This is a genomic window from Aeromonas sp. 603607 (assembly GCF_049171595.1).
GTDB lineage: Bacteria > Pseudomonadota > Gammaproteobacteria > Enterobacterales > Aeromonadaceae > Aeromonas > Aeromonas veronii.
Map to the genome: position 1 here is coordinate 129,096 of NZ_JAAKOV010000004.1, position 26,385 is coordinate 155,480.

At 60.7% G+C, this 26,385-nt stretch carries 25 protein-coding genes; 14 read left to right on the forward strand and 11 right to left on the reverse strand.

The window, feature by feature from the left end; all coding sequences use genetic code 11:
* The first annotated feature begins 293 nt into the window (after positions 1–293).
* Positions 294–1,265, forward strand: coding sequence for a TAXI family TRAP transporter solute-binding subunit (locus G5315_RS06080; protein WP_421332722.1), 972 nt, complete (start codon positions 294–296; stop codon positions 1,263–1,265).
* Between the two features lie 103 nt (positions 1,266–1,368).
* On the forward strand, positions 1,369–3,924 hold the full coding sequence (locus G5315_RS06085) for a TRAP transporter permease (RefSeq protein ID WP_421332723.1): 2,556 nt from the start codon (positions 1,369–1,371) through the stop codon (positions 3,922–3,924).
* 75 nt (positions 3,925–3,999) lie between these two features.
* On the opposite strand, the gene pmbA is transcribed toward G5315_RS06085, so the two are convergent.
* Entirely contained in the window at positions 4,000–5,343 is a 1,344-nt protein-coding gene (pmbA, locus tag G5315_RS06090; RefSeq protein ID WP_421332724.1) for a metalloprotease PmbA, read from the reverse strand.
* Between the two features lie 114 nt (positions 5,344–5,457).
* On the opposite strand from pmbA, the gene yjgA reads away from it, so the two are divergent.
* Together yjgA and G5315_RS06100 are read left to right on the forward strand one after the other, a co-directional pair.
* Positions 5,458–5,982 carry a ribosome biogenesis factor YjgA gene (yjgA, locus tag G5315_RS06095; RefSeq protein ID WP_005336359.1) on the forward strand — a complete coding sequence of 175 codons (525 nt, stop codon included), beginning with the start codon at positions 5,458–5,460 and terminating at the stop codon, positions 5,980–5,982.
* A 392-nt stretch (positions 5,983–6,374) separates the two neighbouring features.
* Entirely contained in the window at positions 6,375–7,151 is a 777-nt protein-coding gene (locus tag G5315_RS06100) for a gamma-glutamyl-gamma-aminobutyrate hydrolase family protein (protein ID WP_216979643.1), read from the forward strand.
* A 3-nt stretch (positions 7,152–7,154) separates the two neighbouring features.
* On the opposite strand, the gene G5315_RS06105 is transcribed toward G5315_RS06100, so the two are convergent.
* On the reverse strand, positions 7,155–7,538 hold the full coding sequence (locus tag G5315_RS06105; RefSeq protein WP_041202228.1) for a hypothetical protein: 384 nt from the start codon (positions 7,536–7,538) through the stop codon (positions 7,155–7,157).
* A gap of 145 nt (positions 7,539–7,683) precedes the next feature.
* On the opposite strand from G5315_RS06105, the gene G5315_RS06110 reads away from it, so the two are divergent.
* Entirely contained in the window at positions 7,684–9,210 is a 1,527-nt protein-coding gene (locus G5315_RS06110) for a cyclic nucleotide-binding domain-containing protein (protein ID WP_421332725.1), read from the forward strand.
* A gap of 45 nt (positions 9,211–9,255) precedes the next feature.
* Positions 9,256–9,654, forward strand: a complete 399-nt coding sequence (locus G5315_RS06115; protein ID WP_005336367.1) for an STY0301 family protein — start codon at positions 9,256–9,258, stop codon at positions 9,652–9,654.
* Positions 9,655–9,730: 76 nt separating this feature from the next.
* Here G5315_RS06115 and G5315_RS06120 read toward each other — a convergent pair whose 3' ends face one another.
* The 6 genes from G5315_RS06120 to lptM all read right to left on the reverse strand — a co-directional run bounded on the left by G5315_RS06120 (position 9,731) and on the right by lptM (position 14,756).
* Entirely contained in the window at positions 9,731–10,441 is a 711-nt protein-coding gene (locus tag G5315_RS06120; RefSeq protein WP_421332726.1) for an HAD-IA family hydrolase, read from the reverse strand.
* Positions 10,442–10,473: 32 nt separating this feature from the next.
* Positions 10,474–11,451, reverse strand: coding sequence for a tyrosine recombinase XerC (gene xerC, locus G5315_RS06125; protein ID WP_421332727.1), 978 nt, complete (start codon positions 11,449–11,451; stop codon positions 10,474–10,476).
* The gene (locus G5315_RS06130; RefSeq protein ID WP_005336370.1) at positions 11,444–12,124 is read right to left on the reverse strand and encodes a DUF484 family protein; all 681 of its coding nucleotides are present in this window, start codon (positions 12,122–12,124) and stop codon (positions 11,444–11,446) included. Before G5315_RS06130 ends, xerC begins: the two co-directional genes overlap by 8 nt.
* A 91-nt stretch (positions 12,125–12,215) precedes the next feature.
* Positions 12,216–13,046 carry a diaminopimelate epimerase gene (gene dapF, locus G5315_RS06135; RefSeq protein ID WP_005336371.1) on the reverse strand — a complete coding sequence of 277 codons (831 nt, stop codon included), beginning with the start codon at positions 13,044–13,046 and terminating at the stop codon, positions 12,216–12,218.
* A 250-nt stretch (positions 13,047–13,296) separates the two neighbouring features.
* The gene (gene lysA / locus G5315_RS06140) at positions 13,297–14,547 is read right to left on the reverse strand and encodes a diaminopimelate decarboxylase (RefSeq protein ID WP_123172212.1); all 1,251 of its coding nucleotides are present in this window, start codon (positions 14,545–14,547) and stop codon (positions 13,297–13,299) included.
* A gap of 32 nt (positions 14,548–14,579) precedes the next feature.
* Positions 14,580–14,756 carry an LPS translocon maturation chaperone LptM gene (gene lptM, locus G5315_RS06145; protein WP_019444858.1) on the reverse strand — a complete coding sequence of 59 codons (177 nt, stop codon included), beginning with the start codon at positions 14,754–14,756 and terminating at the stop codon, positions 14,580–14,582.
* 73 nt (positions 14,757–14,829) lie between these two features.
* On the opposite strand from lptM, the gene cyaY reads away from it, so the two are divergent.
* Both cyaY and G5315_RS06155 read left to right on the forward strand, forming a co-directional pair.
* Complete coding sequence (cyaY, locus tag G5315_RS06150) at positions 14,830–15,144, forward strand: iron donor protein CyaY (RefSeq protein ID WP_005336374.1); 315 nt, start codon at positions 14,830–14,832, stop codon at positions 15,142–15,144.
* Positions 15,141–15,794 (forward strand): alpha/beta hydrolase, encoded by a 654-nt coding sequence (locus G5315_RS06155; RefSeq protein WP_421223075.1) that lies wholly within the window; start codon positions 15,141–15,143, stop codon positions 15,792–15,794. Before cyaY ends, G5315_RS06155 begins: the two co-directional genes overlap by 4 nt.
* 63 nt (positions 15,795–15,857) lie before the next feature.
* Here G5315_RS06155 and G5315_RS06160 read toward each other — a convergent pair whose 3' ends face one another.
* The gene (locus G5315_RS06160; RefSeq protein ID WP_421205638.1) at positions 15,858–18,377 is read right to left on the reverse strand and encodes a class I adenylate cyclase; all 2,520 of its coding nucleotides are present in this window, start codon (positions 18,375–18,377) and stop codon (positions 15,858–15,860) included.
* A gap of 323 nt (positions 18,378–18,700) precedes the next feature.
* Between G5315_RS06160 and hemC the strand changes: the two genes are divergently transcribed.
* From hemC to G5315_RS06180, 4 genes are read left to right on the forward strand one after another with little or no spacing between them, the layout of a single operon-like run.
* Entirely contained in the window at positions 18,701–19,630 is a 930-nt protein-coding gene (gene hemC / locus G5315_RS06165) for a hydroxymethylbilane synthase (protein WP_139740585.1), read from the forward strand.
* Positions 19,627–20,361, forward strand: coding sequence for a uroporphyrinogen-III synthase (locus G5315_RS06170; protein WP_106843458.1), 735 nt, complete (start codon positions 19,627–19,629; stop codon positions 20,359–20,361). The genes hemC and G5315_RS06170 overlap by 4 nt, the downstream gene beginning before the upstream one ends.
* Positions 20,358–21,407, forward strand: a complete 1,050-nt coding sequence (locus tag G5315_RS06175; protein ID WP_005336380.1) for a uroporphyrinogen-III C-methyltransferase — start codon at positions 20,358–20,360, stop codon at positions 21,405–21,407. Before G5315_RS06170 ends, G5315_RS06175 begins: the two co-directional genes overlap by 4 nt.
* A 10-nt stretch (positions 21,408–21,417) precedes the next feature.
* Entirely contained in the window at positions 21,418–22,581 is a 1,164-nt protein-coding gene (locus G5315_RS06180; RefSeq protein ID WP_100646922.1) for a heme biosynthesis HemY N-terminal domain-containing protein, read from the forward strand.
* 70 nt (positions 22,582–22,651) lie between these two features.
* On the opposite strand, the gene G5315_RS06185 is transcribed toward G5315_RS06180, so the two are convergent.
* Both G5315_RS06185 and glpX read right to left on the reverse strand, forming a co-directional pair.
* Complete coding sequence (locus G5315_RS06185) at positions 22,652–22,903, reverse strand: YkgJ family cysteine cluster protein (protein WP_005336384.1); 252 nt, start codon at positions 22,901–22,903, stop codon at positions 22,652–22,654.
* Between the two features lie 134 nt (positions 22,904–23,037).
* Positions 23,038–24,048, reverse strand: coding sequence for a class II fructose-bisphosphatase (gene glpX / locus G5315_RS06190; protein ID WP_005336386.1), 1,011 nt, complete (start codon positions 24,046–24,048; stop codon positions 23,038–23,040).
* 218 nt (positions 24,049–24,266) lie between these two features.
* Here glpX and G5315_RS06195 point away from each other — a divergent pair, with 218 nt between their 5' ends.
* Together G5315_RS06195 and G5315_RS06200 are read left to right on the forward strand one after the other, a co-directional pair.
* Positions 24,267–25,328: a porin gene (locus G5315_RS06195; RefSeq protein WP_421332728.1), complete on the forward strand. Its 1,062-nt coding sequence runs from the start codon at positions 24,267–24,269 to the stop codon at positions 25,326–25,328.
* A gap of 119 nt (positions 25,329–25,447) precedes the next feature.
* A complete protein-coding gene (locus tag G5315_RS06200; protein WP_266134540.1) occupies positions 25,448–26,368 on the forward strand; it encodes an ABC transporter substrate-binding protein in 921 nt (306 codons plus the stop codon).
* The last annotated feature ends 17 nt before the right edge of the window (positions 26,369–26,385 follow it).

Consider the following 26,385-nt stretch of genomic DNA (forward strand, 5'->3'; position numbering starts at 1 on the left):
ATGTTTCTCAAGATTAAACTCCGTGATTTTGCCATTTCGTTTGATTTATGTTGGGTGAATGTGCTTAATCGGAGTGCTTGCAACTTTTTATTTGGCCCCTCAGGGGCCAATTTATCTTCGACCGACAGGAGGTCGGTAACCTCACCACAGGATGAGGGTGACCGCCGGAAAAGGGGGCAATCAACTCCCCCGCTTTCGCGCAACGAGAAGAGCGGGCAAGCCCGGCGCAGAACGGGATTGCCATCAATTTATCCGGGGATCGGATAAACAAAATCAAAGAAAAGGGAGAAAAAATGAAAGGATTAACTTTGGCATGCGCCCTGTCGGCGGCTCTGGTCGGTGTTTCATTCGGTGGTCCGGTACAAGCGCAGGAGCGCTTCGTGACCATAGGCACCGGCGGTCAGACCGGCGTCTACTATGTCGCTGGCCAGTCCATCTGCCGCTTCCTCAATCGCGGCGCCGCCGATCACCAGATCAAGTGCAACGCCCCAGCCAGTGGCGGTGGTGTTGCCAACGTCAACGGCATCCGCAGCGGTGAGTTCAACTTCGGCATCATGCAATCCGACCACCAGTTCAAGGCGATGAAAGGGCTGCCACCGTTCCAGGCCGAAGGGGCCATGGACGATATGCGCGCCGTCTTCTCCCTGCAGAGCGAGGTGTTCACCATCCTGGCTCGCCGCGATGCCAAGATCGCCAGCTTCGACGACCTGAAAGGCAAGCGCGTCAACATCGGCAACCCGGGCTCCGGCCAGCGTGACACCATGGAAGAGATCATGGCGGTCAAAGGCTGGAAGAAGGGTGACTTCGGTCTGGTCTCCGAGCTGAAGCCGGCCGAACAGGCCTCCGCCCTCGGTGACAACAACATCGACGCCATGAGCTACTTCGTCGGTCACCCGAACGGCGCCATTCAGGAAGCTTCCACCACCACAGATGCAGTACTGGTACCTGTGACCGGCGCCGACATCGACAAGCTGCTGGCCGAGAAGAGCTACTACAGCAAGGCCGAGATCCCGGGCGGCATCTACAAGGGCAGCGACAAGCCGACCCCCTCCATCGGTGGCAAAGCGGTGCTCTCCACCAGCGCCAAAACCGATCCGGAAGTGGTCTATCAGCTGGTCAAGTCGGTGTTCGACAACCTGGATCGCTTCAAGCGCCTGCACCCTGCCTTTGCCGACCTGAAAGAGACCGACATGATCAAGGTGGGTCTCTCTGCACCGCTGCATGAAGGGGCAGCCCGCTACTACAAAGAGCGCGGCTGGCTCTGATTGAAGGCCCCGGGGCCTTTGTCACTCTCTTCGACACCCGTCTGCCGCCTGATTGCGGGGGCGGGTGTCGCTCTTGTTGTACTCGTTGGCACAAGTTAACCCTATGCAAGATAAACAACTCTCTACCGAGGAACTGATCGCCCAGGATGTGGGCGCTCGCCTGCCGCTTGGCATCATGGGCTGGCTCATCACCGCACTGGCGCTGGCCTGGTCGCTGTTCCAGCTCTGGATCGCCTCTCCACTCCCCTTCATGGTGGGGTTTGGCGTACTCAATGACACCGAAACCCGCTCCATTCACCTCACCTTTGCCCTGTTGCTGGCTTTTCTGGTGTTCCCGGCATTTCGCTCCTCGCCGCGGGATCGGGTTCCCCTCGGCGATATCGCCCTCGGTCTGATCGCTGCTGGCGCCGCGTCTTACCTGTTCGTGATGTATGAAGCGCTGGCACTGCGTCCCGGCACCCTCACCACCGCCGATCTGGTGACCGCCTGCATCGGCATTCCGCTGCTGCTGGAAGCGGCGCGCCGCGCCCTGGGGCCAGCACTCGCGGTCATCGCCATCGTCTTTCTGATCTACAGCCTGGCGGGCCCCTGGATGCCGGGACTGCTGGCACATCGCGGGGTAGGCTTTACCGCGCTGGCCAACCACCAGTGGATCACCACCGAAGGGGTGTTCGGCATTGCCCTTGGCGTCTCCACCAGCTTCGTGTTCCTGTTCGTGCTGTTTGGCGCCCTGCTGGAGCGTGCCGGTGCCGGTCACTACTTTATCCAGCTCGCCTTCAGCCTGCTCGGTCACCTGCGCGGCGGCCCGGCCAAGGCAGCAGTGGTCGCCTCCGGCCTGACCGGTCTGATTTCCGGCTCGTCGATTGCCAACGTGGTGACCACCGGCACCTTCACCATCCCGATGATGAAGAAGGTGGGCTTCAGTTCAGAGAAAGCGGGGGCGGTGGAAGTGGCCTCCTCGGTCAACGGCCAGATCATGCCACCTGTGATGGGGGCTGCGGCTTTCCTGATGGTCGAATACGTGGGCATCCCCTATGTGGAGATCATCAAGCACGCCTTCCTGCCTGCCACCATCTCCTACATAGCGCTGCTCTACATCGTCCATCTGGAGGCGCTGAAACTGGGCATGCAGCCCATCGGCAACCATCAACCCAAACCCTGGCTGCGTCGCCTGACCGGTTTTGCCTTTGGCGCGGCCCTCATCAGCGGCCTGTCACTGGCGGTCTACTATGGCCTCGGCTGGCTCAAACCTGCACTGGGTGACTACGCCCTGCCGGGGATCTCGGTACTGCTGGCTGCCACCTATGTGGCCCTGTTGAAGATCGCCGCCAGCAATGAACCGCTGCCTGCCGAAGATCCCGACAAGCCGCTCACCGAATTGCCCAACACCCGCGCCGTGCTGCTCTCCGGCCTGCACTTCCTGCTGCCGGTGGTGGTACTGGTGTGGTGCCTGATGCTGGAACGCCTCTCGCCGGGGCTGTCGGCCTTCTGGGGGACCGTGATGCTGGTGATCATCCTGCTGACCCAGCGCCCGCTGCTCAACTGGCTGCGCAAGGACGGCAAGCACGACTACGGCACCGTCGCTGACGGCGTGGTGGATCTGCGGGAAGGGCTGGTCGCCGGTGCCCGCAACATGATCGGTATCGGCATTGCCACCGCCACCGCGGGGATTATCGTGGGTGCGGTCTCCCAGACCGGGGTCGGTCTGGTGCTGGCGGATCTGGTGGAGTTCCTCTCCATGGGCAACCTGCTGCTGATGCTGCTGCTAACCGCTCTGCTGAGCCTGATCCTTGGCATGGGGCTGCCGACCACTGCCAACTACATAGTGGTCTCCAGCCTGCTGGCACCAGTGGTGGTGACGCTGGGGCAGCAAAACGGGCTGATCGTGCCGCTGATCGCGGTGCACCTGTTCGTCTTCTACTTCGGCATCATGGCGGATGTGACGCCGCCGGTGGGGCTGGCTTCCTTCGCGGCTGCCGCTGTCTCCAAGGGCGATCCCATCAAGACCGGGATCACGGCGTTTTACTACAGCCTGCGTACCGCGGCGCTGCCGTTCCTGTTTATCTTCAACACCGATCTGCTGCTGATCGACGTGGACTTCGCCCACGGGGTGCTGATCTTCATCGTGGCGACCATCGCCATGCTGATCTTCGCCGCCGCCACTCAGGGCTGGTTCCTGGTGAAGAGCCGCTGGTACGAGAGCGTGCTGCTGTTGCTGGTCGCCTTTACCCTGTTCCGCCCGGGTTTCTGGATGGACATGGTGCACGACCCCTATCGCGAGACCCCGCCTGCCCAGCTGGCCCAAACCATGGGTGAAGTGGAGGCGGAGAGCACCCTGCGGCTGCGGATCCTCGGTGAAGATGCCGTGGGCAAGCCACGCAAGTTCACCCTGCTGGTCGCCGTACCGGATGGGGCAAATGGCGAGGAGCGGCTGGCCAATCTGGGGCTGAGCCTCTATGAGCAGGATGGCAAGACGCTGATCGACAACGTCGCCTTTGGCAGCCCGGCCGCCACCATGGGGCTGGAGTTCGATCAGGAGATCCTCACCGTCAAGGCGCCCACCGATCGCTGGCGCAAGGAGTGGATGTGGATCCCGGGCTTCCTGCTGTTCGGGGTGATCGTCTGGCTGCAGCGTCGCCGCAGCGTCAAGGCCGGTTAATCCGCCAGGCAAATAAGACAGAGGGCCGCGATTGCGGCCCTCTTTTTATGGATATCGATCTCGCTGCAGCGGCGATCAGTGACCCGCCAGCTTCATATTCTCTACCAGCACCGAGCCGGTCTTGAGACTGGAGCGCTCATCCTCGTCACTACCCACCGCCACGATATGACTGAACATCTCGGTCAGATTGCCGGCGATGGTGATCTCCTCGACCGGATAGGCTATTTCGCCATTCTCGACCCAGAAACCGGCAGCGCCGCGGGAGTAGTCGCCATTGACGATATTGACCCCCTGCCCCATCAGCTCGGTCACCAGCAGACCGGTACCCATCTCTTTCAGCATGCCCTGAAAATCCTGGCCGGTATTGGAGACCTGCCAGTTGTGGATGCCACCGGCATGACCCGTAGTGGTCAGCCCCAGCTTGCGCGCAGAGTAGGAGGTAAGCAGCCAGCTCATCAGCTCGCCGTTACGGATGATATCCATGTCGCGGGTACGCACCCCTTCGCCATCGAACGGGGTACTGGCGAGCCCCCCCAGCAGGTGTGGGAACTCCTGAATGGTGAGCCACTCTGGCAGGATCTGCTTGCCCAATTTGTCGAGCAGGAAGCTCGACTTGCGATAGAGGTTGCCACCGCTGATGGCCATCACCAGATGGCCCCACAGGCCGGAGGCAGTATCGGGGTGGAACAGCACAGGGGCATGGCGGGTAGAAATCTTGCGGGCGCCGAGACGGGAGACGGTACGCTCCACCGCCTCGTCGGCGATGCGCTGCGCGCTCCAGAGCCCGTCGAGGGAACGGCTGGAGGAGTAGCCGTAATCCCGCTGCATGTCGCCATCCTGCTCGCCGATCAGCACGCAGCTAAGGGAGTTACGCGACGCCGCGTAGCCTTTGACGAAGCCGTGGCTGTTACCATAGACCTTGATGCCAAGATGGCTGGAGAAACCGGCACCGTCGGAGTGCTTGATACGGACATCGCGACCCAGAGCGAGTCGTTCGCACTCGATGGCCAGATCGATGCCGCGCTGGGGATCCAGCTCGATTTGGTGACACAGTTGCAGGTCGGGGGCATCCCAGGCCAGCAGCTCGGCGTCCGCCAGACCGGCGCAATCATCCGCCGAGGTGTGGCGGGCAATCTCGATGGCCGCTTCAACGGCGGCACGAATGGCGGGTTTGCTCAGATCGGTGGTCGAGGAAGATCCCTTGCAACCATCGCGATAGACGGCGATGCCGAGGGCGCCATCCTTATTGAATTCAATGCTTTCCAGTTCACAACCCCGGGTGTTCACCGACAACCCGGTCTGCTTGCTGATGGAGACTTCGGCCAGCGAGGCGCCCAGTCCTTTGGCTATCTCCAGGGCTTCGGCAACCACGGCCTCGAGATGGGCTTGATCCTGGCGGATTTGGTCTTGCTGATCCATAACTCACATCTGTATGAAAGAAGGAAAGGGGGGTAAGCATATCAGACCCCTGCGCCCAGCGGGAGAAGCTGGTAACATATCCGCCAAACGTGAATGACAGGAATCAAGAGACTGATGAGTCAATATCAAGACGACAACGAGTTCGAAGACTGGGGCCCCAGCAAGAGCCAGCTCAAGCGCGATGCCGAAGCATTGCAGAAAATGGGGGAAGAGATCGTCTCCCTCAGCCACAGCGAGCTGGAAAAAATCCCGTTGGATGAAGAGCTTGCAGAAGCTGTCGAGCTGGGTCGCAAACTCAAGCCGAAGAAGGATGAGTCCTTCCGTCGCCATCTGCAGTTCATCGGCCGCCTGATGCGCAGCCGCGATATCGAGCCGATTGCCGAAGCGCTCTCCATCATCAAGAACCGTCACTCCACCGTGAATGCGCGCCTGCATCGCCTGGAGCAGTGGCGCGAGCGCCTGATCACCGAAGGTGACAGCGCCCTCAACGAGCTGATGTCCCAGTTCCACGAACTGGATCGCCAGAAGCTGCGCCAGCTGATCCGCTCCGCCAACAAGGAGCGGGAGCTGAACAAGCCGCCGGTCGCCTACCGCGAGATGTACCAGTATCTGCGCGGCGAGATCGAAGACCTGCTGTGATCCCCGAAACACGCCTCCCCTCGCGGAGGCGTGTTTATCTTGATGCCTTTTCCCCTACCCCCTCCCTGTGCGTTTAATATATCCACCACTTTGGTGTTCTTGGCATACATCCCTATCCGTTTTTCCCAGTAAAATCGGCACTAAAGAACCATTCAAAACTATGGCATTAACAATCTTGCATCATTTTGTTTGACATATTGAACAGCCTTGGCAGACTGGGGAGAGGATCCAGGCTGTCGCTGCCGAGGCTGACCGACGATTCGATTCTGCCACCCGGTAAGACGCGGGATCCCATGACCATACCTTGAGGCATGCCCTTGCCCAGCCGATGTGCAAGGGTCTGCCCAAGGTGCAGGATGAGACTTCAACGCCAGGGATAATCAGGGTGTTCTATGCCAAATTCCATACTCGTCACCAACCGTAAACCCGTCGTGCTGATGACCATGGGGGCCCAGCCCCGCAACGGCCACGCCTATCAGGTAATGACCCACAAATACATCATGCCGCTGGTCGAGATCAGCGGCTGTGTCCCGCTGCTGGTGCCCACCTGCTGTGGCACCGCCGATCTGGAGCAGTATCTGGATCTGGCTGACGGCATCTATCTGAGCGGCGCCGGCTCCAACATCGATCCGGCGCTTTACGGACAGGAGAACCTCACCCCGGAGAAACAGCAGGACAGGGATCGCGACCTGTTCGATCTGCCCCTCATTAAGGGAGCCCTCGCCCGTGGCTTGCCGATCCTCGGGATCTGTCGCGGCATGCAGGAGATCAACGTGGCACTGGGCGGCGATATCCACCAGAAGGTCTACACCGAACCGGGTTATGACGATCATCGGGAAGATGCCGACGATCCGGTCGACGAACAGTATGGGCCAAGCCATCAGATTGAGCTGCTGCCGGGCAGCTGGTTTGCCGAACTGATGGGGGCTGAACAGATACCGGTCAACTCCCTGCATGGACAGGGGCTAAACCGTCTTGGTGATGGCCTAGAGCCGCTGGCCCATGCCGAAGATGGACTGGTCGAGGCCATCCATGCCCCGACCCTCTCCCCTTTCCTGCTGGCAGTACAGTGGCACCCGGAGTGGAAAGCCAGCGAGAATCCTCACTCCATCAAGATCTTCCAGGCCTTTGGTGACGCCTGCCGACGCCGTCAGAGAGATAATCGTTAACGCTTATTCACCAAATCCTCGCGCCTTGAGCTTGGGCAATCCGCCCCGCTCGGGGCGCAGGGTACGGCAGATATCCATCCCCTTCAGTCCACGCTGGATATGGTCAGGCGAGTGACCAAACACCATGCCGTTGCTGCGGTAGAGGTTGTTGTCATCCAGTTCGAACTTCTCGCCGCCGATCAGCAACTGCTCGCGACCATTAACCGTGCCACCCCGCTTGATGGGCACCTTCATATCACTCAGCACCTCGCCGGTGGCACATCCCTCACTCCAGCGCGCCTCGCTGGAGAAGGGGGTAATGGCTATTTCACGCCAGGAGCCATCCCGGAATTCGACCCGATACTTCTCGGCCAGCAGATCGCAGCCAGCCAATGGCAACAGGGCCATCAAACAGATGATTTTCTTTGAAAATTTCACTCAATCGCACTCCTTTGCCCGGTTCTGCACAGGATAAATAAATTGCCGCCCCAACGCACCATTTCCCCGCGCCGCAGCAGCTATGCTGGAAATAAAACCACAATAAGGTGCTGCTATGGCTGGCGAAAACCTCACCGCGCTACCGACGCTGATCTGGATTGGCGAACACCCGTTCTGGACCCTGCTCACCCTCTCCCTGATGCTGCTCCACTTCTGGCGCCGTCCGGGACAGCGACGGGAGCTGCTCTCCGAGCTCAGTTTCGTGATGATTAGCGCGGTGGTGATCCTGCTGATCCAGCTGGAAGGGGGCTGGTTCAAACTGCCGCTGCCCCATCAATTGCTGATCGAGATCTCCACCCTGCTGGCTGGCCTGATACTGGTCAAGATATGGGGGATCCTGCTGTTCGAGTTTCTGCTCCCCCTCTGCCATGTGCGGATCCCGCGGATCATCGCCGATATCGTCATCACCATCGGCTATATCGGCTGGGGTCTGTTTCGCCTCTACGCCTCCGGCATGGCGCTCGGAGAGATTGTCACCACCTCGGCGGTGATCACAGCGGTCATCGCCTTCGCCATGCAGGACACCCTGGGCAACCTGTTGGCCGGGGTCTCCATTCAGCTCGACAACTCCATCGCCATCGGTGACTGGCTGCAAGTGGATACCACCCAGGGCCGGGTGGTGGAGATCAACTGGCGTGCCACCACCATCGAGACCCGCAACTGGGAGACAGTCGTCATCCCCAACAGCCATCTGCTCAAACAGCGCTTCACCGTGCTCGGGCGCCGTCGCGGCGAACCGCTGCAGTGGCGGCGCTGGGTCTGGTTCGATCTGACCCTGGATACCCTACCGACCCAGATCATCGCGCTGATCGAGAAATCCCTGCGGGAGACCAAGCTCCCCTGCGTCGCCAAGCATCCACAACCGGACTGCCTGCTGATGAACGTCGAAGGGGGCATCGCCCGCTATGCGGTGCGCTACTGGCTGACCGATCTGGCTCGCGACGATCCGACCGACTCCATGGTGCGCAGCCTGATCGATGCCGCCCTGCGCCGCAACGATCGCCGCCTCACCCCGCCGATCTTCAACGTCTTTATGGCCAAGGAGAAGCAGCATCTGGATGCCCGCCACAAGCGCCACACCGCCGAACGAACCGATACCCTGCGCAAGCTGCCGCTGTTTGCCATGTTGCAGGAGAATGAGCTGCTTCAGCTGGCCGATCAGGTGAAGTTCGCCCCCTTCGTCAGCGGCGATATCATGCTGGAGCAGGGAGATGTCTCCAGCTGGCTGTTCGTGCTGGTCAAAGGGGAAGCCGAGATGGTGGTCAATGTCGAAGGGCGAGAGCTGAAGCTTGGTACGCTCAACGCGGGAGACTTCTTTGGCGAACTGAGCCTGCTCACCGGCGAGCCCAGCTCCTTCACGGTACGGGCGGTGGCCACCGTCGAAACCTATCGCATCAATCATGCAATGTTTCAGGAGTTGGTGATGCAGCGCGAGGCGCTGGTCGAGCCCCTCTACCGGGTGCTGAGCGACCGCCAGCAGGAGCAGCGGGCGCTGCTGGAGCGGGAGGCGGAAGCCATGAAGCAACCACCACAACAGCTTGATTTGCTTGATAAACTGATGAAGCTGTTCGGCGGAAGATGACGTAGCATGGCATCGTATTGAGGACATGAAGAGAGAACCGCAGCCATGTTACTGACCACCCTGGCCCTTGCCGCTAGCCTGCAATTTGATTGTCCCGCCACCATCGAGACTCGCCAGCAGCTGCTGACCCCGCAGCAAGGCTGGCAGGCGTTCACCCGCAATGACGATGGCAAACCGGACGAAACCCTCAGCCACCGGCTCGATAATCTGGCCCTGTTCGACGGAGATCCTGCCGAGCTGGCCCAACTCAAACCGGATAATGGCGACAGCGACGAGATCCACTACTGGAGCCAGCTCGATAGCAGTCTGCGCCCGCTCTATCTGGTCTGCCGCTATCAGAACAGCGCCATCACCCTGCAGCAGGCGCTGCCCGTCGGCATCAGCTACTGCCGCGTCAACCAGCGCGACCGCTACACCCTGCTCGGGCTGGTTTGTCGCAAATAGCGGGCGTAACCCCTTGCCATATATCGCTATTCGATGACAGCCATTACCGCCTGAGCCGGGCCACCCGCCAGCGCCATCAGAGCAGCAGCTCGGCCAACTCCTCCAGTGCCGTCAGCTCCACGTCCGGCAACAGTTGCAGCTGTTGCCACGGTTGCTGCCGTTCGTTGAGCCAGGCGGCGCGAAAGCCGTGCAAACGGGCCCCCAGCACATCGGTCTCGGGATGATCCCCCACATGGAGGATCCGCTCCGCTGGCAGCTTGAGGGCGCTGCGGGTCTGCTCAAACATATCCGGCGCCGGTTTCATTCTGGCGCCCGCCCCCGCCTTGCAGACCACCGTGAAGTAGCGATCCAGCCCGGCCTGAACCAGATCCAGATTACCGTTGGTGATCACCACCAGCGGATAGCGTTCGGCCAGTCTGGCCAGCAGCTGATGAGTGGACTCGCTCACCTCGATCTTCGAGCGCTCTGCCAGAAACGCAGCAAACACCTGCTCCGCCTCGCGACTGGCCTGCTGGTCAGCCATGCCCCCCGCCACCATAGCGGCGCGGATGGTCTGCTGGCGCGCCAGACTGACATCGTGGCGCAGCTCGGGCCTGGCCAGCAACACGGCGCGTTTTAGCTCCAGCCAGCGCGGCTTGTCGAGCATGGCGGTGGCCAGATATTCGCTGCGCAGATGGCTCAGCATCCACTGCTCGGCGCGCACGATGGCGGGGCCGTTGTCATAGAGGGTGTCATCGAGGTCAAACGAGATGGCAGCAACCGGCTGCCAGCGGCGATAGAAGTGCATGGACTCTCCTCTGCAACGGGGCTCAGGGCCCGTTATTCATCGTCCTGCTCATCCGGGTCACGCTTGGCCCTGGGGTGGGCGCTGTCGTAAACCTTGGCCAGATGCTGGAAGTCGAGGTGGGTATAGATCTGGGTGGTAGAGAGGTCGGCATGGCCCAGCAGCTCCTGCACCGCCCGCAGATCACCGGAGGACTCCAGCATATGGGTGGCGAAGCTGTGGCGCAGCTTGTGGGGATGAACATGGGCGTTGAGCGCCTGCTTGTTGCCCCAGCCATCGAGGCGGGCCTGCACCGAGCGGGCCGACAGCCGCTGCTTGCGGCTGGAGACAAACAGCGCCTCGCTCTCGTCCCCGGCCAGCAGCGGGCGCAACTTGAGCCACTTCTGCAGCCACTCGACCGCCATCCGGCCGATGGGCAGCACCCGCTCCCGCGAGCCCTTGCCGGTCACCTTGAGCTGGCGGTCGTCGAGCTTCAGATCCACCAGATTGATCCCCACCAGCTCTGCCAGACGCAGCCCTGAGGAGTACATCAGCTCCATGATGGCGCGATCCCGCACCGCCAGCGGATCCTGCTCGTCTGTGATGTTGAGCAGCTGGTGCATCTCGTCCACATCGAGGTTTTTCGGCAGCGGCCGCCCCTGTTTGGGGGTGACGATGCCACGGGCCGGATTGGCGGTCAGCCGCCCCTGCCGCACCTGCCAGTCGCAAAAGCTGCGCAGGGCAGAGACCTTGGTGGAAAGGGAACGAGGAGCAAGCCCCCCCTTGTGCATCCGGGTCACCAGAGTGCGCACCTGGCTCGCCTCGAGCCGACCCCAGTCAGTGAGCCCCAGGGCCACCAGCTCGGCGGTCATCGCCTCCAGATGGGCTTGATAGTTATTGCGGGTATGAGGGCTGAGCTGACGCTCGACCCTCAGGTATTCGATAAAGGCCGCCAGCTCGTCAGCCAGTGCCGCAGGCAGTGGCGGTGCGACGACAGGAGCTTTGGCGGGCGCCCTGGCCGGTGTTCTAGCCATGAGTCAACTCGGGCAGACGCAGTTGCAGCAGGCGCCCCAGTTGGCCCAGCAGCAGGGTGTCGTTGTGGGGAGTAAAGTGGCCTGGATCCGAGCTGGCGAAGGCCAGTACACCGAGATCGCCAAGCCGCATCAGGGCCACCGAGTTGACCAGCACATCGTGGCCAAACAGTGCCTGCTTCTCACTCTGGCTCAGGCGGCCAAAGTAGTAATCCTGCCCCGGCAGACGCTGACCCAGCAGGGATTCGAGCTGCTTGCCCTGCGCCAGAAAACGCTGCTCTGGCCCGCTCAGGGCAAACTTCTTGGGATTGAGCCAGAGCCGCAGCCCGGTCAGGCGCAGCCGCTGGACAAAGGCCTTGCCCATCACGGCACTCACCTCGAACAGGGTCTGGCAGCCGTACAGCTCACCGTAGAGATCGGCATAGACCCGGAAGATCCGCTCGTTCTCGCTGGCGATCCCCATCAATTCGGTGATCTCCTGCTCCAGCTGTTCGATCCGCTCGCGCTGGCGCTCCAGCTGGCGCTCGACCAACGAGACCGACCCTTTGCGTTCATGGGGAATGCGGATCCTGTCCAGCACGGCGGCATGGCGTTGGAAAAACTCGGGATAACGGGCCAGGTACTCCAGCACAGTGGCTTCATCCACCGATTGCTCCTGCCGTTTGAGTTCGCTCATAAATTGGTTGATCCATCAGAGAAATGGGGCTCGCTGCCCCGACATCATGGGCAAAGGGGGCCAGCGCCCCCCGTACCTGAACCTTTATCGGCTAAACCTCTATCTGGCCGTCAAACACATGCTCGGCGGGGCCTGTCATGTAGACCGGCTGGCCCGGCCCCTTCCAGGCGATGGTCAGCTTGCCGCCCGGCAGACTGACGGTGACCCGCTCCTTGAGCTTGCCCTGACTGATGCCAATCACCGCCGCCGCACAGGCACCGGTGCCGCAGGCCAGGGTCTCGCCACAGCCCCGCTCGAATACTCGCAGCTTGATCTCGGTAGCATTGACCATCTCCATGAATCCAACGTTGACCCGCTCGGGAAAACGCTCGTGGCGCTCCATGATGGCACCGAGCGTCTCGACCGGCGCATCGGCGACCGAAGGCACCTCGATGACGCAGTGGGGATTGCCCATGGAGACCACGCCACACATCACGGTATGCTCCTGCGCCCGCAGCAGATAGGTTTTTTCCGCCTTCTGGGCCCGGAACGGGATCTTGCCCGGCTCAAACTGGGGAACCCCCATGTTGACCGTGACCTGATTCTCCCCCTCCAGCTGCAACACGATGCGACCCCGGGCGGTACTGACCGCGATGCGATCCCGGTTGATCAGCCCCTTGAGACGCACGAAACGGGCAAAACAGCGGGCACCGTTGCCACACTGCTCCACTTCGCTGCCATCGGCATTGAAAATGCGATAGTGAAAGTCGAGTTCAGGGTCATAGGGCGGCTCCACCAGCAGCAGCTGGTCAAAGCCGATCCCGAAGTGGCGATCTGCCAGCTTCTTGATGACGTCATTGCTGAAAAATACCTTCTGGGTGACGCCATCCACCACCATGAAGTCGTTGCCCAAGCCATGCATCTTGGAAAAATCTATCAACATCGTGCATTCCTGTGCTGTTAGGGCTGTAAAAACTCACCGTCAACCACTATGAAGTCGTTGTCCACAGCCCCGTGCATCTTGGAAAAATCTATCAACATCGTGCATTCCTGTGCTGTTAGGGCTGTAAATACTCACCATCAACCACTATGAAGTCATTGGCCACAGCCCCATGCATCCTTGAACAATCTGTACACATCGCGCACTCCTGTGCTGTCAGGGCTGTAAAATTCTGTCATCTCTATCTACTGCATCAGGGCAGCAGGTGCTCACCGCGCCAGAGATCGGCCAACTGCTCACGCTCGCGGATCAGGTGTGCTTCGGCACCATCCACCAGCACTTCGGCTGCGCGCGGACGGGTGTTGTAGTTGGATGACATGGTAAAGCCGTAGGCACCGGCCGAACGCACTGCCAGCAGGGAGCCCTCGGCAATGGCCAGGGTGCGCTCCTTGCCGAGGAAGTCGCCGGTCTCGCACACCGGGCCCACCACGTCATAGATCGCGGGAGCATGACCGGCACGGCTATCCACCTCGATGATGTTCATCCAGGCGCCGTAGAGCGAAGGGCGCAGCATGTCGTTCATGCCGGCATCGATCAGCGCGAAGTTGCGGGTCTCGCCCGGTTTCAGATACTCAACCCGAGTCAGCAGCACGCCGGCATTGGCGACGATGGCGCGGCCCGGCTCGAACAGCAGGGTCAGATCCCGGCCCGCCAGCTTCTGCTTGAGCGCTTCGGCATACTCGGTCGGATGGGGTGGCTGCTCGGAACCATAGTTGACCCCAAGGCCGCCCCCCACATCCAGATGGTGGATATGAATCCCTTCCGCCGCCAGACCGTCGATCAGCCGCAGCAACTTGTCAGCCGCTTCCATAAAGGGATTTAATTCAGTGAGTTGCGAGCCGATATGGCAATCCACCCCGACGATCTCGATGTTCGCCATCGCGGCCGCCTTGCGATAGATGGCTGGCGCCAGCTCGATGGGGATGCCGAACTTGTTCTGTTTGAGGCCAGTGGAAATATAGGGGTGAGTACCGGCATCGATATCCGGATTGACCCGCACCGAGACGCGAGCCTTCTTGCCCATGCTGCCCGCCACCCGATTGAGGCGCTCCAGCTCTGCTTCCGACTCCAGATTGAAGCAGAGGATCTCTTTATCCAGCGCAAGGCGCATCTCCGCTTCACTCTTGGCAACACCGGAGAAGACCACCTTGGCCGGATCACCGCCCGCCGCCAGTACCCGCGACAGCTCGCCACCAGAGACGATGTCAAACCCCGAGCCCAGACGAGCCAACAGGTTGAGCAGGGCCAGGTTGGAGTTGGCCTTCACCGCATAGCAGATCAGATGGGGAATATCGCCAGCGGCCTTGTCGAAGGCGTGCCAGTGGCGCTCGAGGGTCGCACGGGAGTAGACGTAAAGCGGGGTACCGTACTGCTCGGCAAGCTGTTGCAGCGAGGTTTGCTCGGCCTGAAGCTGGCCGGCGGCGTCGTAGTTAAAGTGATCCAAGGGGGCGGTTCCTTCCTAGAATGGGTGCGGCATTAGTGCGGCGCGGCCTCGGTGGCAGCCTCAGTGGTCGCAGGCGGTGCTGCTTGCGGTGTACTCTGGCTCTGTGGCTGCTCGGGGGGCGGCATATAGAGCGGCCCCTTCAGACCGCACGCGGCCAATCCGAGGGACAGAAGAGTGGCAAGCAGACACTTGGTGAACTGGGTGATCATAATGGTTCGCTGCGAAAAAATTTTTGGCCCTCTATAATCGCACTCACATTGTTAAAAGCAACAGGATAAACCGATGAAGGATCACGAGTATCACGCCCTGACCGACGCCTTTTTCCAATATGTGGAAGACACGCTCGACGAGGGGTATCCGGATATCGACTGCGAACGCAACGGCGGCGTATTGACCCTCTCTTTCGAGAACAAGACCAAGGTCATCATCAACAAGCAGGAGCCACTGCACCAGATTTGGGTCGCCACCCGCGAGAACGGCTTCCACTTCGAACTGCAGGGTGACACCTGGATCGACAACCGCTTCGGCCACGAGCTCAAGGCGCTGTTGAGCCAATCCTGCTCCGCCCAGGCGGGTGAAGATGTGGTGTTCCCATGATCGACCTGCACCCGCAGGGCGCCCGTCACGCGGTGATCTGGCTGCACGGGCTGGGTGATTCCGGCGCAGGTCTCGCCCCGCTGGTGGACGCGCTGGATCTGCCCGCCGAGCTGCCGGTGCGTCACCTGCTGCCGGATGCCCCCGAGCGCCCCATCACCATCAACATGGGCTACAAGATGCGCGGCTGGTACGACATCAAGAGCTTCGAGGATCCCGCCGAGCGGGCCGTGGAGTCCCATGTCCGTGAATCAGCCGACCAGATTGCCGCATTGCTGGATCAGCTGGTGGCCGACGGGTTTGCCCCCGAGCATATCGTGCTGGCAGGCTTCTCACAGGGCGGGGTAATTGCCTCCTTCACCGCGCTGCGCTATCAGGCTACGCTGGCGGGCTTGCTCTGCATGTCCACCTATCTGGCTGCCCCCGACAAGCTGCTCGGCGAGATGAGCGAGGCTGCTCGCGCCCTGCCCATCTGCTACATGCACGGCATCTACGACGATGTGGTGAGCCTGTCGCTCGGTTGGGATGCCAAGAACCGGCTGGAAAGCGCCGGGCTCGACCCCGAGTGGCACGAGTACCCGATGCGTCACGAGATCTGCCGTCCGCAGCTCGGCGACATTCGCAGCTGGCTGCTGGCCCGCCTCGGCGCCTGAGCAACCGCAAAAGCAAACGGCCTGCATCTGCAGGCCGTTTTTATGGCGACTTACCCTCGCGGGTCACCCGACATCACGAGTGGGTGACACCTGCTCACGCGGAGCTCCCTGGCTGCGATAGGGGATCACTGCCAGCTCGCTCCCCTGCTGCACTATCTCGTAGTACTGGGGCAGGTTGAAGTTGATGAACTGACCATCATCGCTGAACCGCTCGTGGTTGGAGGTGTAGAAGCGGTTGACCCCCGCCACCAGCTCATCCTTGTTGCCGGCAAAGTGCTGGTAGATCTCCACCCGGTTCGCCTCATCGAGGATGTAGATGTTGGTGCCCGCATCCCGGGTATCGAAGAAGAACTGCACCAACCCTTCGCTGGCGTAGGCATCGACGATGCTCGGCAGATGCTGGCTGTGGGTCTTGTCGAGCCGCAGCGGCAGGTGATCCAGCTTGTTGTGGGAGATGTGACGGTAAAAATCGATGGCGTTCTCCAGCTTCTTCACCGACACCCCGCGCCGCTCGAAGAAGATGCCGTACTTCTCGCGGCCAAGGGCCATGGTCTTGACCAGCTGCTGCTTGTCGCGGGCAAGGCGCAGATCGATACACTCCGCCACCAGCTTCTGGAAACGGGAGCGCACCAGAGATCGGAAGTGCTGGCTATAGCAGAACACCTCGATCATCTCGGGGGCGGCGGCATCCTGATGCATCTTGCCGAGGATGGTGGTGAGGGCATCGACCACAGCTTCATCCCCCTGGAAGTGCAGAGTACGGATCTCGCTCCAGGAGTTGCGATAGACCAGATCCACCGAACCGACCAGACACTCCTGATTGCGACCGAACGAGAAGACATCCACTGTATTGGCGTCAAATTCGATCACCTGACCGACCCAGTGGCTAGTCGGGTCCATCTCCAGGTTGAGGAAGATGGAGAGCTGACGGATCTCGCACGGCCGACTGAGCGCCAGGTTGGTGGCCAGCGGGTACTTCTCGGGGAAGCAGCCGGAGAGATCGCGGCAGAACTGGTGCAGATTGTCGATGTGCAGATCCGAGCCCTGATTGAACAGGTGCACCCGCGACTGGGGGGTCAGCAGATCGTTGAAGTAGGCCCAGGAGACCAGCTTGCTGATGTAGCCGTTGAACTCGAGCGGCGCGCGACCAATGATGTCCACCGGCTCCAGCGAATGTTTGTAAAGATACCAGCCGGCGCGGTTGAGGCGACCGTGGGGCACCTGCACGAAGCTAAGGTCGGGCTCGCTCAGATCTGGCGCTATCTTGAGGTTCACCCGCTGCACCTTGCCCGGCAGGCTCTCGAACGCGGCGTATAGTTTGCGCGACAGGATGCCGATATCTTCCGGGTTGATCGACTCGCTGATGTTGTTGCGACGGGCGAACTGGATCAGGTTGCGGTAGCTCTGCATCAGGGCCTCCAGCAACTCGGCATGGGCGATCTTCACCTCCTCGACCTTCCACTCGTGGCGATGATCGAGGTGGTACAGTTTATCCTGGCTCCAACCCCAGTAGGAGACCAGTTGGCTCATCTGCTCGCGGCGCCACTCGGGAGAGTGATCATCCTTGGGATGACTGAGGCCATCGCACACCTTGAGGTAGAAGCAGCGGCGCACCAGATCGAGTCGCGCCATGTCGCCGATGGACTTGAGGTAATTGGTCACCTTGTCCAGCATCAGACAATAGTTGTCGAGCCGGTAGTGCATCCCCTCGTTGTGCTGAAACCAGTCGCGGCTGATCATCGATAGCAACCGGGTGTTGGGGTACTCGTGGGAATAAGCCTCCATCAGCACCGACTTGAGCACCGCCTTATAGGGGGAATCGATCCCCTTGTAGAGCTGCCACAGGGCGGAACCGAAATACTCCTCCGCCGGAATCCGGTCAAAACTGCCGAGATCGAGCCAGTCATCCTGCCTGAGCTTGCCACTCTCGAACAACCCGTTCACATAGTCGTCGTAGTGATCATCACACTCGACAGGAACCAGATACCAGATGAGTCGCTTACCGGCGATGCGCATGGCGCTGCGGTAGAACTCGTCAAGCAGCAGCAGGTGCTGGGCGCTGCCACAGCTCTCTCCCTGCATCTCGGCATCGTTGGTCTGGCGGAACTTGTCTTCGGGGATCAGGAAGAAGTTGAGGTCGACCCCGCGCTGCTCCGCCCACTTGGAGAGCAACCGGCACTTCTGCTCCAGCAGGGCGAGCCGCTCCTGCGACAAGCCAGCCACGTGGCAAACCCAGATATCGAGATCGGAGTGACAGCACTGGCCGATGGAGGAGGTGCTGCCCATGGAGTAGAGCCCCTGAATGGCTCGATCATGGGTTGCCAGGCCGCTCTGACAGTTGGCGTTGCGACAGAGGTCATCGATAAAGGCTTGCTGCTCGGCGCTGGCGCTGAAGCTCCAGATGCCATGAGGAACATCACCGGAGACATAACCGGGGAGCAGGGGGTGATTGAAGTGCAGCATGACGGGCAGCAGTTGGAATACCTGCTGCCCGTAGCGACTCATGAGACCTAACGCCCGTTGCGTCTTGAGACGGGTAATGTCGTCATAACGCGCAACCAGCGTATCGATGTGTTCCTGCAATGCCCTGCCTATCACCTAAGTGAAAATGACGCACCAAAAGAGGGATACGTCAAAAAAGTGTGATCATGTTAACAATGCAAACAGCGGTGGTAAACAAGCCTTCAGCTAAACGTCAGATTATTTCTGGTATGACCACATCAAGTATCAGGGGAAATCATTAAATTCCAATGCATTCAATGAATTAATCAAGGCCGCTTGCTTAATGAAAATCATTTTCAGCATGCATTTTTGAGCTTGGCCCCGCTTTTGCCGGCTCCGCCATGAAAGCACGGGCAAAGGGTGGTAATATCGATTTCCTTCTAAAAATGAAACAACTGATTGATATGGCAGCCCGAACCCTGAAAATTGCCACTCGCAAGAGCCCTCTGGCCCTGTGGCAGGCCAACTTTGTCAAAGACCGGCTCGAAGCCCTGCACCCGCAGTTGCAGGTCGAACTGGTGCCCATGAGCACTCAGGGTGACAAGATCCTCGATACCCCGCTGGCCAAGGTCGGTGGCAAGGGGTTGTTCGTCAAGGAGCTGGAGACCGCCATGCTGGAAGGGCGGGCCGATATCGCCGTTCACTCCATGAAAGACGTGCCGGTGGAGTTCCCCGAGGGACTTGGTCTGCACACTATCTGCGAGCGGGAAGATCCCCGCGACGCCTTCGTTTCCAACCGTTTCAAAGCTATTGCCGAACTGCCGCAAGGGGCCGTGGTCGGCACCTCCAGCCTGCGCCGCCAGTGCCAGTTGCGCGCGGCGCGCCCGGATTTGGTGATCCGCGACCTACGTGGCAACGTCAACACCCGCCTCGCCAAGCTGGATGCCGGTGAGTACGACGCCATCATCCTCGCCGCCGCCGGTCTGAAACGACTGGAGATGGCGCACCGCATCACCGCCTTTATCGAGCCGGAGCAGAGCCTGCCCGCCAACGGTCAGGGTGCCGTCGGTATCGAATGTCGCCTCGACGATGTTGAGCTTCACGCCCTGCTGGCGCCGCTGGAGCACGCCGAGACCCGCGCCCGGGTGCTGACCGAACGCGCCATGAATCGCGCCCTGCAAGGGGGATGTCAGGTGCCTATCGGTGCCTACGCACTGGTCGAAGGCGAGCAGATCTGGCTGCGCGGTCTGGTGGGTAGCCCGGATGGCAGCCAGGTAATCCGTGACGAGATCCGCGGCCCGCTGGCCGATGGTGAGGCCCTCGGCGAGCAACTGGCCCAGCGCCTGCTGGCCGCCGGTGCCGACGAGATCCTCGCCGAGGTCTACCGCGCATGACCCCGCTGGTGGTGCGTCCGGCCGCCCAGGCCGCCGAACTGGTGCAGTTGTTGCGCCAGCACGGCCATGCACCACTCTGCTGCCCGCTGCTGGAAACCGTGGCGGGCAGCGAACTCCCTCTCCTGCCCGACCTGCTGCGCAGTGCCGACGTGGTTATCGCCGTCAGCATCCATGCCGTTCATTTTGCACACGATTTTCTGTTGCAAACTGGTCAGACCTGGCCACATATTGAGTACTTTGCGGTGGGTCAGGCCAGCACAGATGCGTTTGCAGCCATCGGCATCACGGCGAGCTGCCCGGATGACCCGCGCAGCGAAGGGCTGCTGGCCCTGCCCGCCCTGCAGCAGGTAGCAGGCAAACGGGTACTGATCCTGCGCGGCAATGGCGGGCGGGATCTCATCGCCAGCACACTGGCCTCACGCGGTGCTCTGGTGCACTATTGTGCGGCCTATGAACGCCACTACCCCGAGCTAGACGGGGAGACATTGACCCGCCACTGGCAGGCAGCGGGGCTGGACAGCCTGCTCATTACCAGTGGTGAACTGCTGCAACGGCTGCTGGAGCTGGTTCCCGACCACCAGCGGCCCTGGCTTTTTGACCGCCTGCTGGTGGTCCCCAGCCCGCGAGTGGCCGAGATGGCCCACTCCGCGGGCTTTATCCATATCACGATTGCCCAAGGTGCATCCAACCAGGCCCTGACGGCCGCACTGGAACTGAGGAAGATGGAATGACAGAACAACAAGAATCCCAGGTAAAACCCCAGCCGACCGCTGCGGTCAATGGCAGCAAGAGCCGCTCCGGTGCCGTACTGGGAGGGGTCGCCATCCTGCTGGCCCTTGGCCTGACCGGCGGTCTCTATCTGCACGGTCACAAGAATGCCGTGGCCCAGCAAGCCGAACTGGCCCAGCTCAAGCAGCAGCTGGCGAGCGCCCTGAGCAAGATCGACCAGACCAGCAGCAAGGATGCCGAGCAGCTGGCCGCGCTGGATCAAACCCAGCAGCGGCTGCAAGGGGAGATGCAGGGTCTGCAGAACCGGGTACTGGATCTCAACGATAAACGCCCCAACGACTGGATGCTGGCCGAATCCGAGTATCTGGTTCGGATGGCGGGTCGCAAACTGTGGCTGGAGCATGACCTCGTCTCCGCCATCACATTGCTCGGCAATGCCGACGAGCGGATCGCCGCCCTCAACGACCCCAGCCTGATGCCGATCCGCAAGGCGCTGGCCGAGGATATCGCCAAGCTCAAGGGGATGCCGCGCATCGACCGCGAGGGACTGACCCTCAAGCTGGCGGCACTGTCCGACCAGATCGAGCTGCTGCCCCTCTCCACCGTCAGCATGCCGGAAGCCAAGGCCGAGCCGGATCAAGCGGTCAGCACCAATCCAGACGAGTGGGAGAGCAATCTGAAGAAGAACTGGGTCAAGTTCACCGAGAACTTCGTCACCATCCGTCGCCGCGATGGCGCGGTCGAGGCGCTGCTCTCGCCGCAGCAGGAGATCTTCCTGCGTGAAAACCTCAAAACCAAGCTGTTGCAGGCCCAGCTCTCCGTCTATCGCGAGCAGCAGGCGCTCTACGAAGACAGCTTGGACAAGGCCCAGCGCTGGCTGACCCAATATTTCGACACCGACAACAGCGCCACCCGCTACATGCAGGGCGAGATCGACAAGCTAAAGGGTGAGCAGATCCAGATCGACTATCCGGCCCAGTTCAAGACCCAGGCCATGCTGGAGCAGGTGCTGACCGAACGCCTGCAACGCATTCTGGCCAGCAGCTGAGGAGGGCACCATGATCCGTATAATCATTCTGGTTGCCGTGATGGTCGCAGGGCTGATCTTTGGCCCGCAAGCCTCCGGTAACAAGGGCTATGTACTGATTGCCCTTGGCAATTACACCATCGAATCTTCCGTCACCAGCGCGGTGATCCTGGCCGTGCTGTTCTACGGCGCCCTGCTGATCGTCGAGTGGCTGCTGGGTCGGGTATTCGGCCTGCGCCGCAAGACCCTCGGCTGGTACGGCTCGCGCCGCCGCCGCAAGGCCAATCAACAGACCGTCGCCGCCACCCTGGCGATGGCCGAAGGGCACTACAGTCAGGCTGAAAAACTGATGATCAAGGGGGCCAGCAACAGCGATACCCCGCTGCTCAACTACCTGAGCGCCGCCAAGGCGGCACAGGCCCGTGGTGACGACGCCCGCCGGGATCAATACCTGCAAAAAGCGCAGGAAGAGAATCCCAAAGCCGAGCTGGCGCTCACCCTGACCCAAACCCAATTGCAAATCGAGCAGGGCCAGTACGATACCGCGCTGGCGATGCTGGAGTCGGTCTACGCCCTCAACCCGCGCCACCCCATGGTGCTGGATCAGCTGCGTCAGGTGCATCTGGCCCGTCAGGACTGGAGCGCCCTGTGCGACCTGATCCCGGCGCTGCACAAGGTGGGCAAGCTGACCCCGAAACAGGAAGAAGATCTGCTGCAACAAGCCTGGTGTGGTCGCCTGCAACAGGCTGCCGGCAGCCTCGAGACCCTCAAGGCGGTGTGGCAGGATCTGCCGCGCAAACTGCGCCTCGAGCCAGAACTGCTGGCCTGCTACGGCGATCTGCTGCGCCAGCTGGGCGCCGATGGCGAGGCCGCCACCCTGTGGCAGGAGGCGCTGCGCAAACAGCCGATGCCGCAGCTGCTGGCTCGCCTGCCCAAGCTGAAACTCGACAGCTACCAGCCGCTGTTGGCACTGCTGCAAAAACAGCAGGGGCAACCGGAGGTGGACACCGCACTGGCCCAGCTCTATCTGCTGGCCGGTCAGCTGGACGATGCCCAGAAGCTGCTGGAGCAGGAGGTGGAGCGGGCGCCGAGCGCCGCCGCCTATCACGCCCTCGGCCAGCTGATGGACAAGCGCCGCCTCACCAACAAGGCCAACGAATACTATCGTCAGGCACTGGAGCTGGCGGGGATCTGATCCCCGGCGAAAAGAAACGCGAGAGGCCGCATGATGCGGCCTCTTTTTTTATCTTTTCGCCCTGCCCTCGTCAGGTGGTGAGCCGCTCCAGCTCGCCGATCAGCCAGATGGCCTCGGCGCGATGGCTGCCACACACATCCATCATGGGGCGAAAACCGCCGCACACCGCCGGCCGCTCCGGTTGACCGAAAATCTTGCAGCCAAGGGCGCTATCGAGCTGGATACAGGGGACACCTGCCGGTTTGCCATCTGGCATACCGGGAATGGCACTGCTGATACTGGGGGCGATGCAACAGGCCGCGCAGCCACTACGACACTCCATAGACTCCACTCCTTTGAGACGGTCTGAACCACCATAGCCGAAGCGGCGGCACAAACGTAGCTGGCGCACAACAAAAAGCCCGACCGCACGGGCGATCGGGCTTCAAACAACACAGCCGGTTCAGCGAGCCATCATCACAGGATGATGTCACGTACCACGCTGTCTTTGCGCTCCAGGTAATGGATCGACTTGATACGACGAATGGTACGGGATTTACCACGGATCAACAGAGTCTCGGTGGTCGCCATCACGCCATCGCTGGTGATGCCATCCAGCAAATCACCCTTGGTGATGCCGGTAGCGGAGAAGATGACGTTGTCATTCTTCGCCATATCTTCCAGCTTGAGCACCTTGTTGACGTCGATGCCCAGCGCTTCGCAGCGGGCAATTTCCTGCTCGCCCAACGCACGCACTTCCGGGCTGTCGCCCTTGACCCGGTGACGCGGCACCAGACGGGCCTGCATGTCGCCATCCAGCGCGCGGATCACCGCCGCGGAGATCACCCCTTCCGGTGCGCCGCCGATGCCATAAAGCATGTCGACTTCGCTGTCCGGCAGACAGGTGAGGATGGAGGCGGCAACGTCACCATCAGGAATGGCGAACACCCGCACGCCCAGACCCTGCATCTCCTTGATTGCCTTGTCATGACGCGGCTTGGCCAGGGTAATGACAGTCAAACGGGAGAGCGGCTTGCCCAGCGCCTTGGCCACGGACTTCAGGTTCAGCTCGAGAGCCTGATCCAGGTCGATGGCGCCTTTGGCCTTGGGCCCGACGATCAGCTTTTCCATGTACATGTCAGGTGCTTTCAGGAAAGAACCCTTGTCGCCCACCGCCAGCACGGCCAGCGCGTTGGCCTGACCCATGGCGGTCATGCGGGTACCCTCGATGGGATCGACCGCGATATCCACCGCGTCGCCGTGTCCGGTACCGACCTTCTCGCCGATATAGAGCATCGGCGCTTCATCAATTTCACCTTCGCCGATCACAATCTCACCATCGATCTCGATCTGGTTGAGAATGTGGCGCATGGCCGCTACGGCCGCCCCATCAGCGATATTCTTGTCACCACGTCCGAGCCACTTGTAGCCAGCCAGTGCAGCCGCTTCCGTCACTCGGGAAAACTCGATTGCCAGTTCACGTCTCATCGCATATCCAACCTATGGAGCTCGAAAACGGGCGGCATTCTACCACAAGGGCAAACCTTTGCGCACAAAAGTAGCTGCCAGGTGCATAAATGTAGCCAATTCATCCAATTGCAACCCAATTGCCATCGACTCTTCATCCAGTTGTCACCCCGCTGTCATGCATCTTCCCTAGGATGGCCCCGTCTTCAAAACAAAAGCTTGCAACACAAGGGATTAAGATGAAAAAGCTGACTGTAGTGGCACTGGCTCTGACCGCCGCCTTCCAGGCGCAAGCCGTTGAGGTGTATAAAAATGATACCGCCATGCTGGACCTGTATGGCCGCATCTACGCCGGTCAATTCTTCGGCGACAAGAAAGAAAACGTCGATACCGCCAACCCGAATGGCACCAAGGATTACAGCGCCAAGCAAGGGGCTAACCAGTTTGTCCGCTTCGGTGCCAAGGCTGAAACCCAGATCCAGAGCGGTCTGAAGGCGCTGGCCCAGTACGAAGTTCAGATGTACATCAACGACAGTGAGAAGACCATCAGCGAGAGCTCCGACAACCTGCGTACCCGTCTGGCCTTTGCCGGTGTGGGCGCTGACTGGGGTACAGTGACCTTCGGTCGCCAGAAGGGGGCCCCGGGTTTCCTGGCCGACTGGACTGATGTCTCCCTCTCCGACGGCTACGGCAACGACGCGCTGGGCGCCAAGACCGACACCTTCGCCACCAACCGCGCCGGTTCCGTGCTGAAATACTCCGGCCTGTTCAATGGCTTCCAGCTCGACACCAGCTACAAGTTCGACGGTGGTGACACCGAAGAGACTACCAGCAAGGATAGCGACGCGGCCTACGGAGCAGCCGTGGCCTATACCTTCCCTTTCAACCTGTCGCTGGGTACTGCCTATAACGTCGGCCTGCGCGACAAGAGCGGTGAAGAAGATGCAAAACTGTGGCTGATCTCCGCCAAGTTTGACAACAAGGCCGCCTACGCCGCCCTCAGTTATGCCGATGGCAGCGACTTCCTGGCGACCGGCACCGATCACACCGGTTGGGAAGCCGCGCTGGGCTACAACTTCGAGAATGGCTTCGGTCTGATGGCGCTGTGGAACAAACAGGAGCAGGACAAGGCTGGCACCAAGAAAGACAATGTGGATTACTACACCCTGGGAGCCCAGTACAAGTTCAACAAGAACCTGCGGGTGATCGGCGAGTACCGCATCAACAATCTGGACAGCGTTGCCGGCAAAGCGACCGCCAACAAGGATGACTTCCAGCTGGCTGCTCGCTACGACTTCTAATCGAGGTTTTCTGATACCCAAAGCGCGATGGCTTGCCATCGCGCTTTTTCGTCGCTGTTGCTCAGAAAACCACAAACTGGCCTAGGCTCAAGAGTAGATGTATCGCCGGAGAGATGATCATGGTCAGGCTGCTTTTCGTCCTGCTCTTGCTGCTGGCTCTTCCCGCTCACGCCCTCAATATCGCCATGGTACTGTGGCGTGGCGAAACCGCCGCCGAGGCGGGCTTTCGGGCCGAACTGACCCGACTTGGCTATCAGACCACCATCACCGTCTACAATGCCAATCAGGATCGCACGGCGCTGGCGACCATGCTACGTCAGCAGATGCTGCCGAAACTGGCCGAATACGACTACATCTACACCTTCGGTACCACAGCCACCACCATGACAAAGAGTTTGGTCGCCAATCGCAAGCCCATGATATTCAATGTGGTTTCAGATCCTGTCGGGGCAGGTTTTCTCTCTGAGGACAAGGCTCAGAACAGCATGGTCGCCGGGGTAAGCAATATGGTGCCGATGGCGCTGCAACTGGCCAATGCCAGCAAGTACCTCCCATCGGATAAGCGGCTGCTGCTACCCTTCAACCCGCGGGAGCAAAACACCCTGCTGGTGGCCGACATGCTGATCAACGCGGCCAAAGGTTACCAATGGCAAGTCGCAACCTGGCGTATAGCACCGGATCCAAAGCGACTGGAGAACGAGTTGAAGCGGCTGCAACAGGATGCCAAAAACGACATCGTCTTTCTGGCCGCAGACAGCTATCTGCTCTCCATCGCCCCCCGTTTGCTGAATGCACTCAACGCAGCTGCCATCCCTACCATCTGCAGTGCCGAGCTGTTCGTCGAGCACGGCTGCAGCGTTGGCACCATCAGCAGCTACGAGGCGCTGGGCAAGATGGCCGCAGTAATCATCCATCGCCACCAGCAGGGAACGCAGTTGCAGGATATTCCGCTGCAGACAGATCCCCACCCCAAACTGGTGCTGGGGCAACTGGGCAGCACCACCAAGCAGGAGAAGAACCCCGAGAAACCGAAGCTTTGATAAAGATCTCGGCCAAT

Bases quoted from the DNA above. Each gene is read 5' to 3' on its own strand.
- G5315_RS06080 (WP_421332722.1), top strand. From the start codon at position 294: ATGAAAGGATTAACTTTGGCATGCGCCCTGTCGGCGGCTCTGGTCGGT.
- G5315_RS06085 (WP_421332723.1), top strand. From the start codon at position 1,369: ATGCAAGATAAACAACTCTCTACCGAGGAACTGATCGCCCAGGATGTG.
- yjgA (WP_005336359.1), top strand. From the start codon at position 5,458: ATGAGTCAATATCAAGACGACAACGAGTTCGAAGACTGGGGCCCCAGC.
- G5315_RS06200 (WP_266134540.1), top strand. From the start codon at position 25,448: ATGGTCAGGCTGCTTTTCGTCCTGCTCTTGCTGCTGGCTCTTCCCGCT.
- G5315_RS06170 (WP_106843458.1), top strand. From the start codon at position 19,627: ATGACCCCGCTGGTGGTGCGTCCGGCCGCCCAGGCCGCCGAACTGGTG.
- pmbA (WP_421332724.1), bottom strand. From the start codon at position 5,343: ATGGATCAGCAAGACCAAATCCGCCAGGATCAAGCCCATCTCGAGGCC.
- glpX (WP_005336386.1), bottom strand. From the start codon at position 24,048: ATGAGACGTGAACTGGCAATCGAGTTTTCCCGAGTGACGGAAGCGGCT.
- G5315_RS06100 (WP_216979643.1), top strand. From the start codon at position 6,375: ATGCCAAATTCCATACTCGTCACCAACCGTAAACCCGTCGTGCTGATG.
- G5315_RS06115 (WP_005336367.1), top strand. From the start codon at position 9,256: ATGTTACTGACCACCCTGGCCCTTGCCGCTAGCCTGCAATTTGATTGT.
- lptM (WP_019444858.1), bottom strand. From the start codon at position 14,756: ATGATCACCCAGTTCACCAAGTGTCTGCTTGCCACTCTTCTGTCCCTC.
- G5315_RS06175 (WP_005336380.1), top strand. From the start codon at position 20,358: ATGACAGAACAACAAGAATCCCAGGTAAAACCCCAGCCGACCGCTGCG.
- G5315_RS06180 (WP_100646922.1), top strand. From the start codon at position 21,418: ATGATCCGTATAATCATTCTGGTTGCCGTGATGGTCGCAGGGCTGATC.
- hemC (WP_139740585.1), top strand. From the start codon at position 18,701: ATGGCAGCCCGAACCCTGAAAATTGCCACTCGCAAGAGCCCTCTGGCC.
- G5315_RS06110 (WP_421332725.1), top strand. From the start codon at position 7,684: ATGGCTGGCGAAAACCTCACCGCGCTACCGACGCTGATCTGGATTGGC.
- G5315_RS06185 (WP_005336384.1), bottom strand. From the start codon at position 22,903: ATGGAGTGTCGTAGTGGCTGCGCGGCCTGTTGCATCGCCCCCAGTATC.
- G5315_RS06195 (WP_421332728.1), top strand. From the start codon at position 24,267: ATGAAAAAGCTGACTGTAGTGGCACTGGCTCTGACCGCCGCCTTCCAG.
- dapF (WP_005336371.1), bottom strand. From the start codon at position 13,046: ATGTTGATAGATTTTTCCAAGATGCATGGCTTGGGCAACGACTTCATG.
- G5315_RS06130 (WP_005336370.1), bottom strand. From the start codon at position 12,124: ATGAGCGAACTCAAACGGCAGGAGCAATCGGTGGATGAAGCCACTGTG.
- G5315_RS06120 (WP_421332726.1), bottom strand. From the start codon at position 10,441: ATGCACTTCTATCGCCGCTGGCAGCCGGTTGCTGCCATCTCGTTTGAC.
- G5315_RS06155 (WP_421223075.1), top strand. From the start codon at position 15,141: ATGATCGACCTGCACCCGCAGGGCGCCCGTCACGCGGTGATCTGGCTG.
- G5315_RS06105 (WP_041202228.1), bottom strand. From the start codon at position 7,538: ATGGCCCTGTTGCCATTGGCTGGCTGCGATCTGCTGGCCGAGAAGTAT.
- xerC (WP_421332727.1), bottom strand. From the start codon at position 11,451: ATGGCTAGAACACCGGCCAGGGCGCCCGCCAAAGCTCCTGTCGTCGCA.
- cyaY (WP_005336374.1), top strand. From the start codon at position 14,830: ATGAAGGATCACGAGTATCACGCCCTGACCGACGCCTTTTTCCAATAT.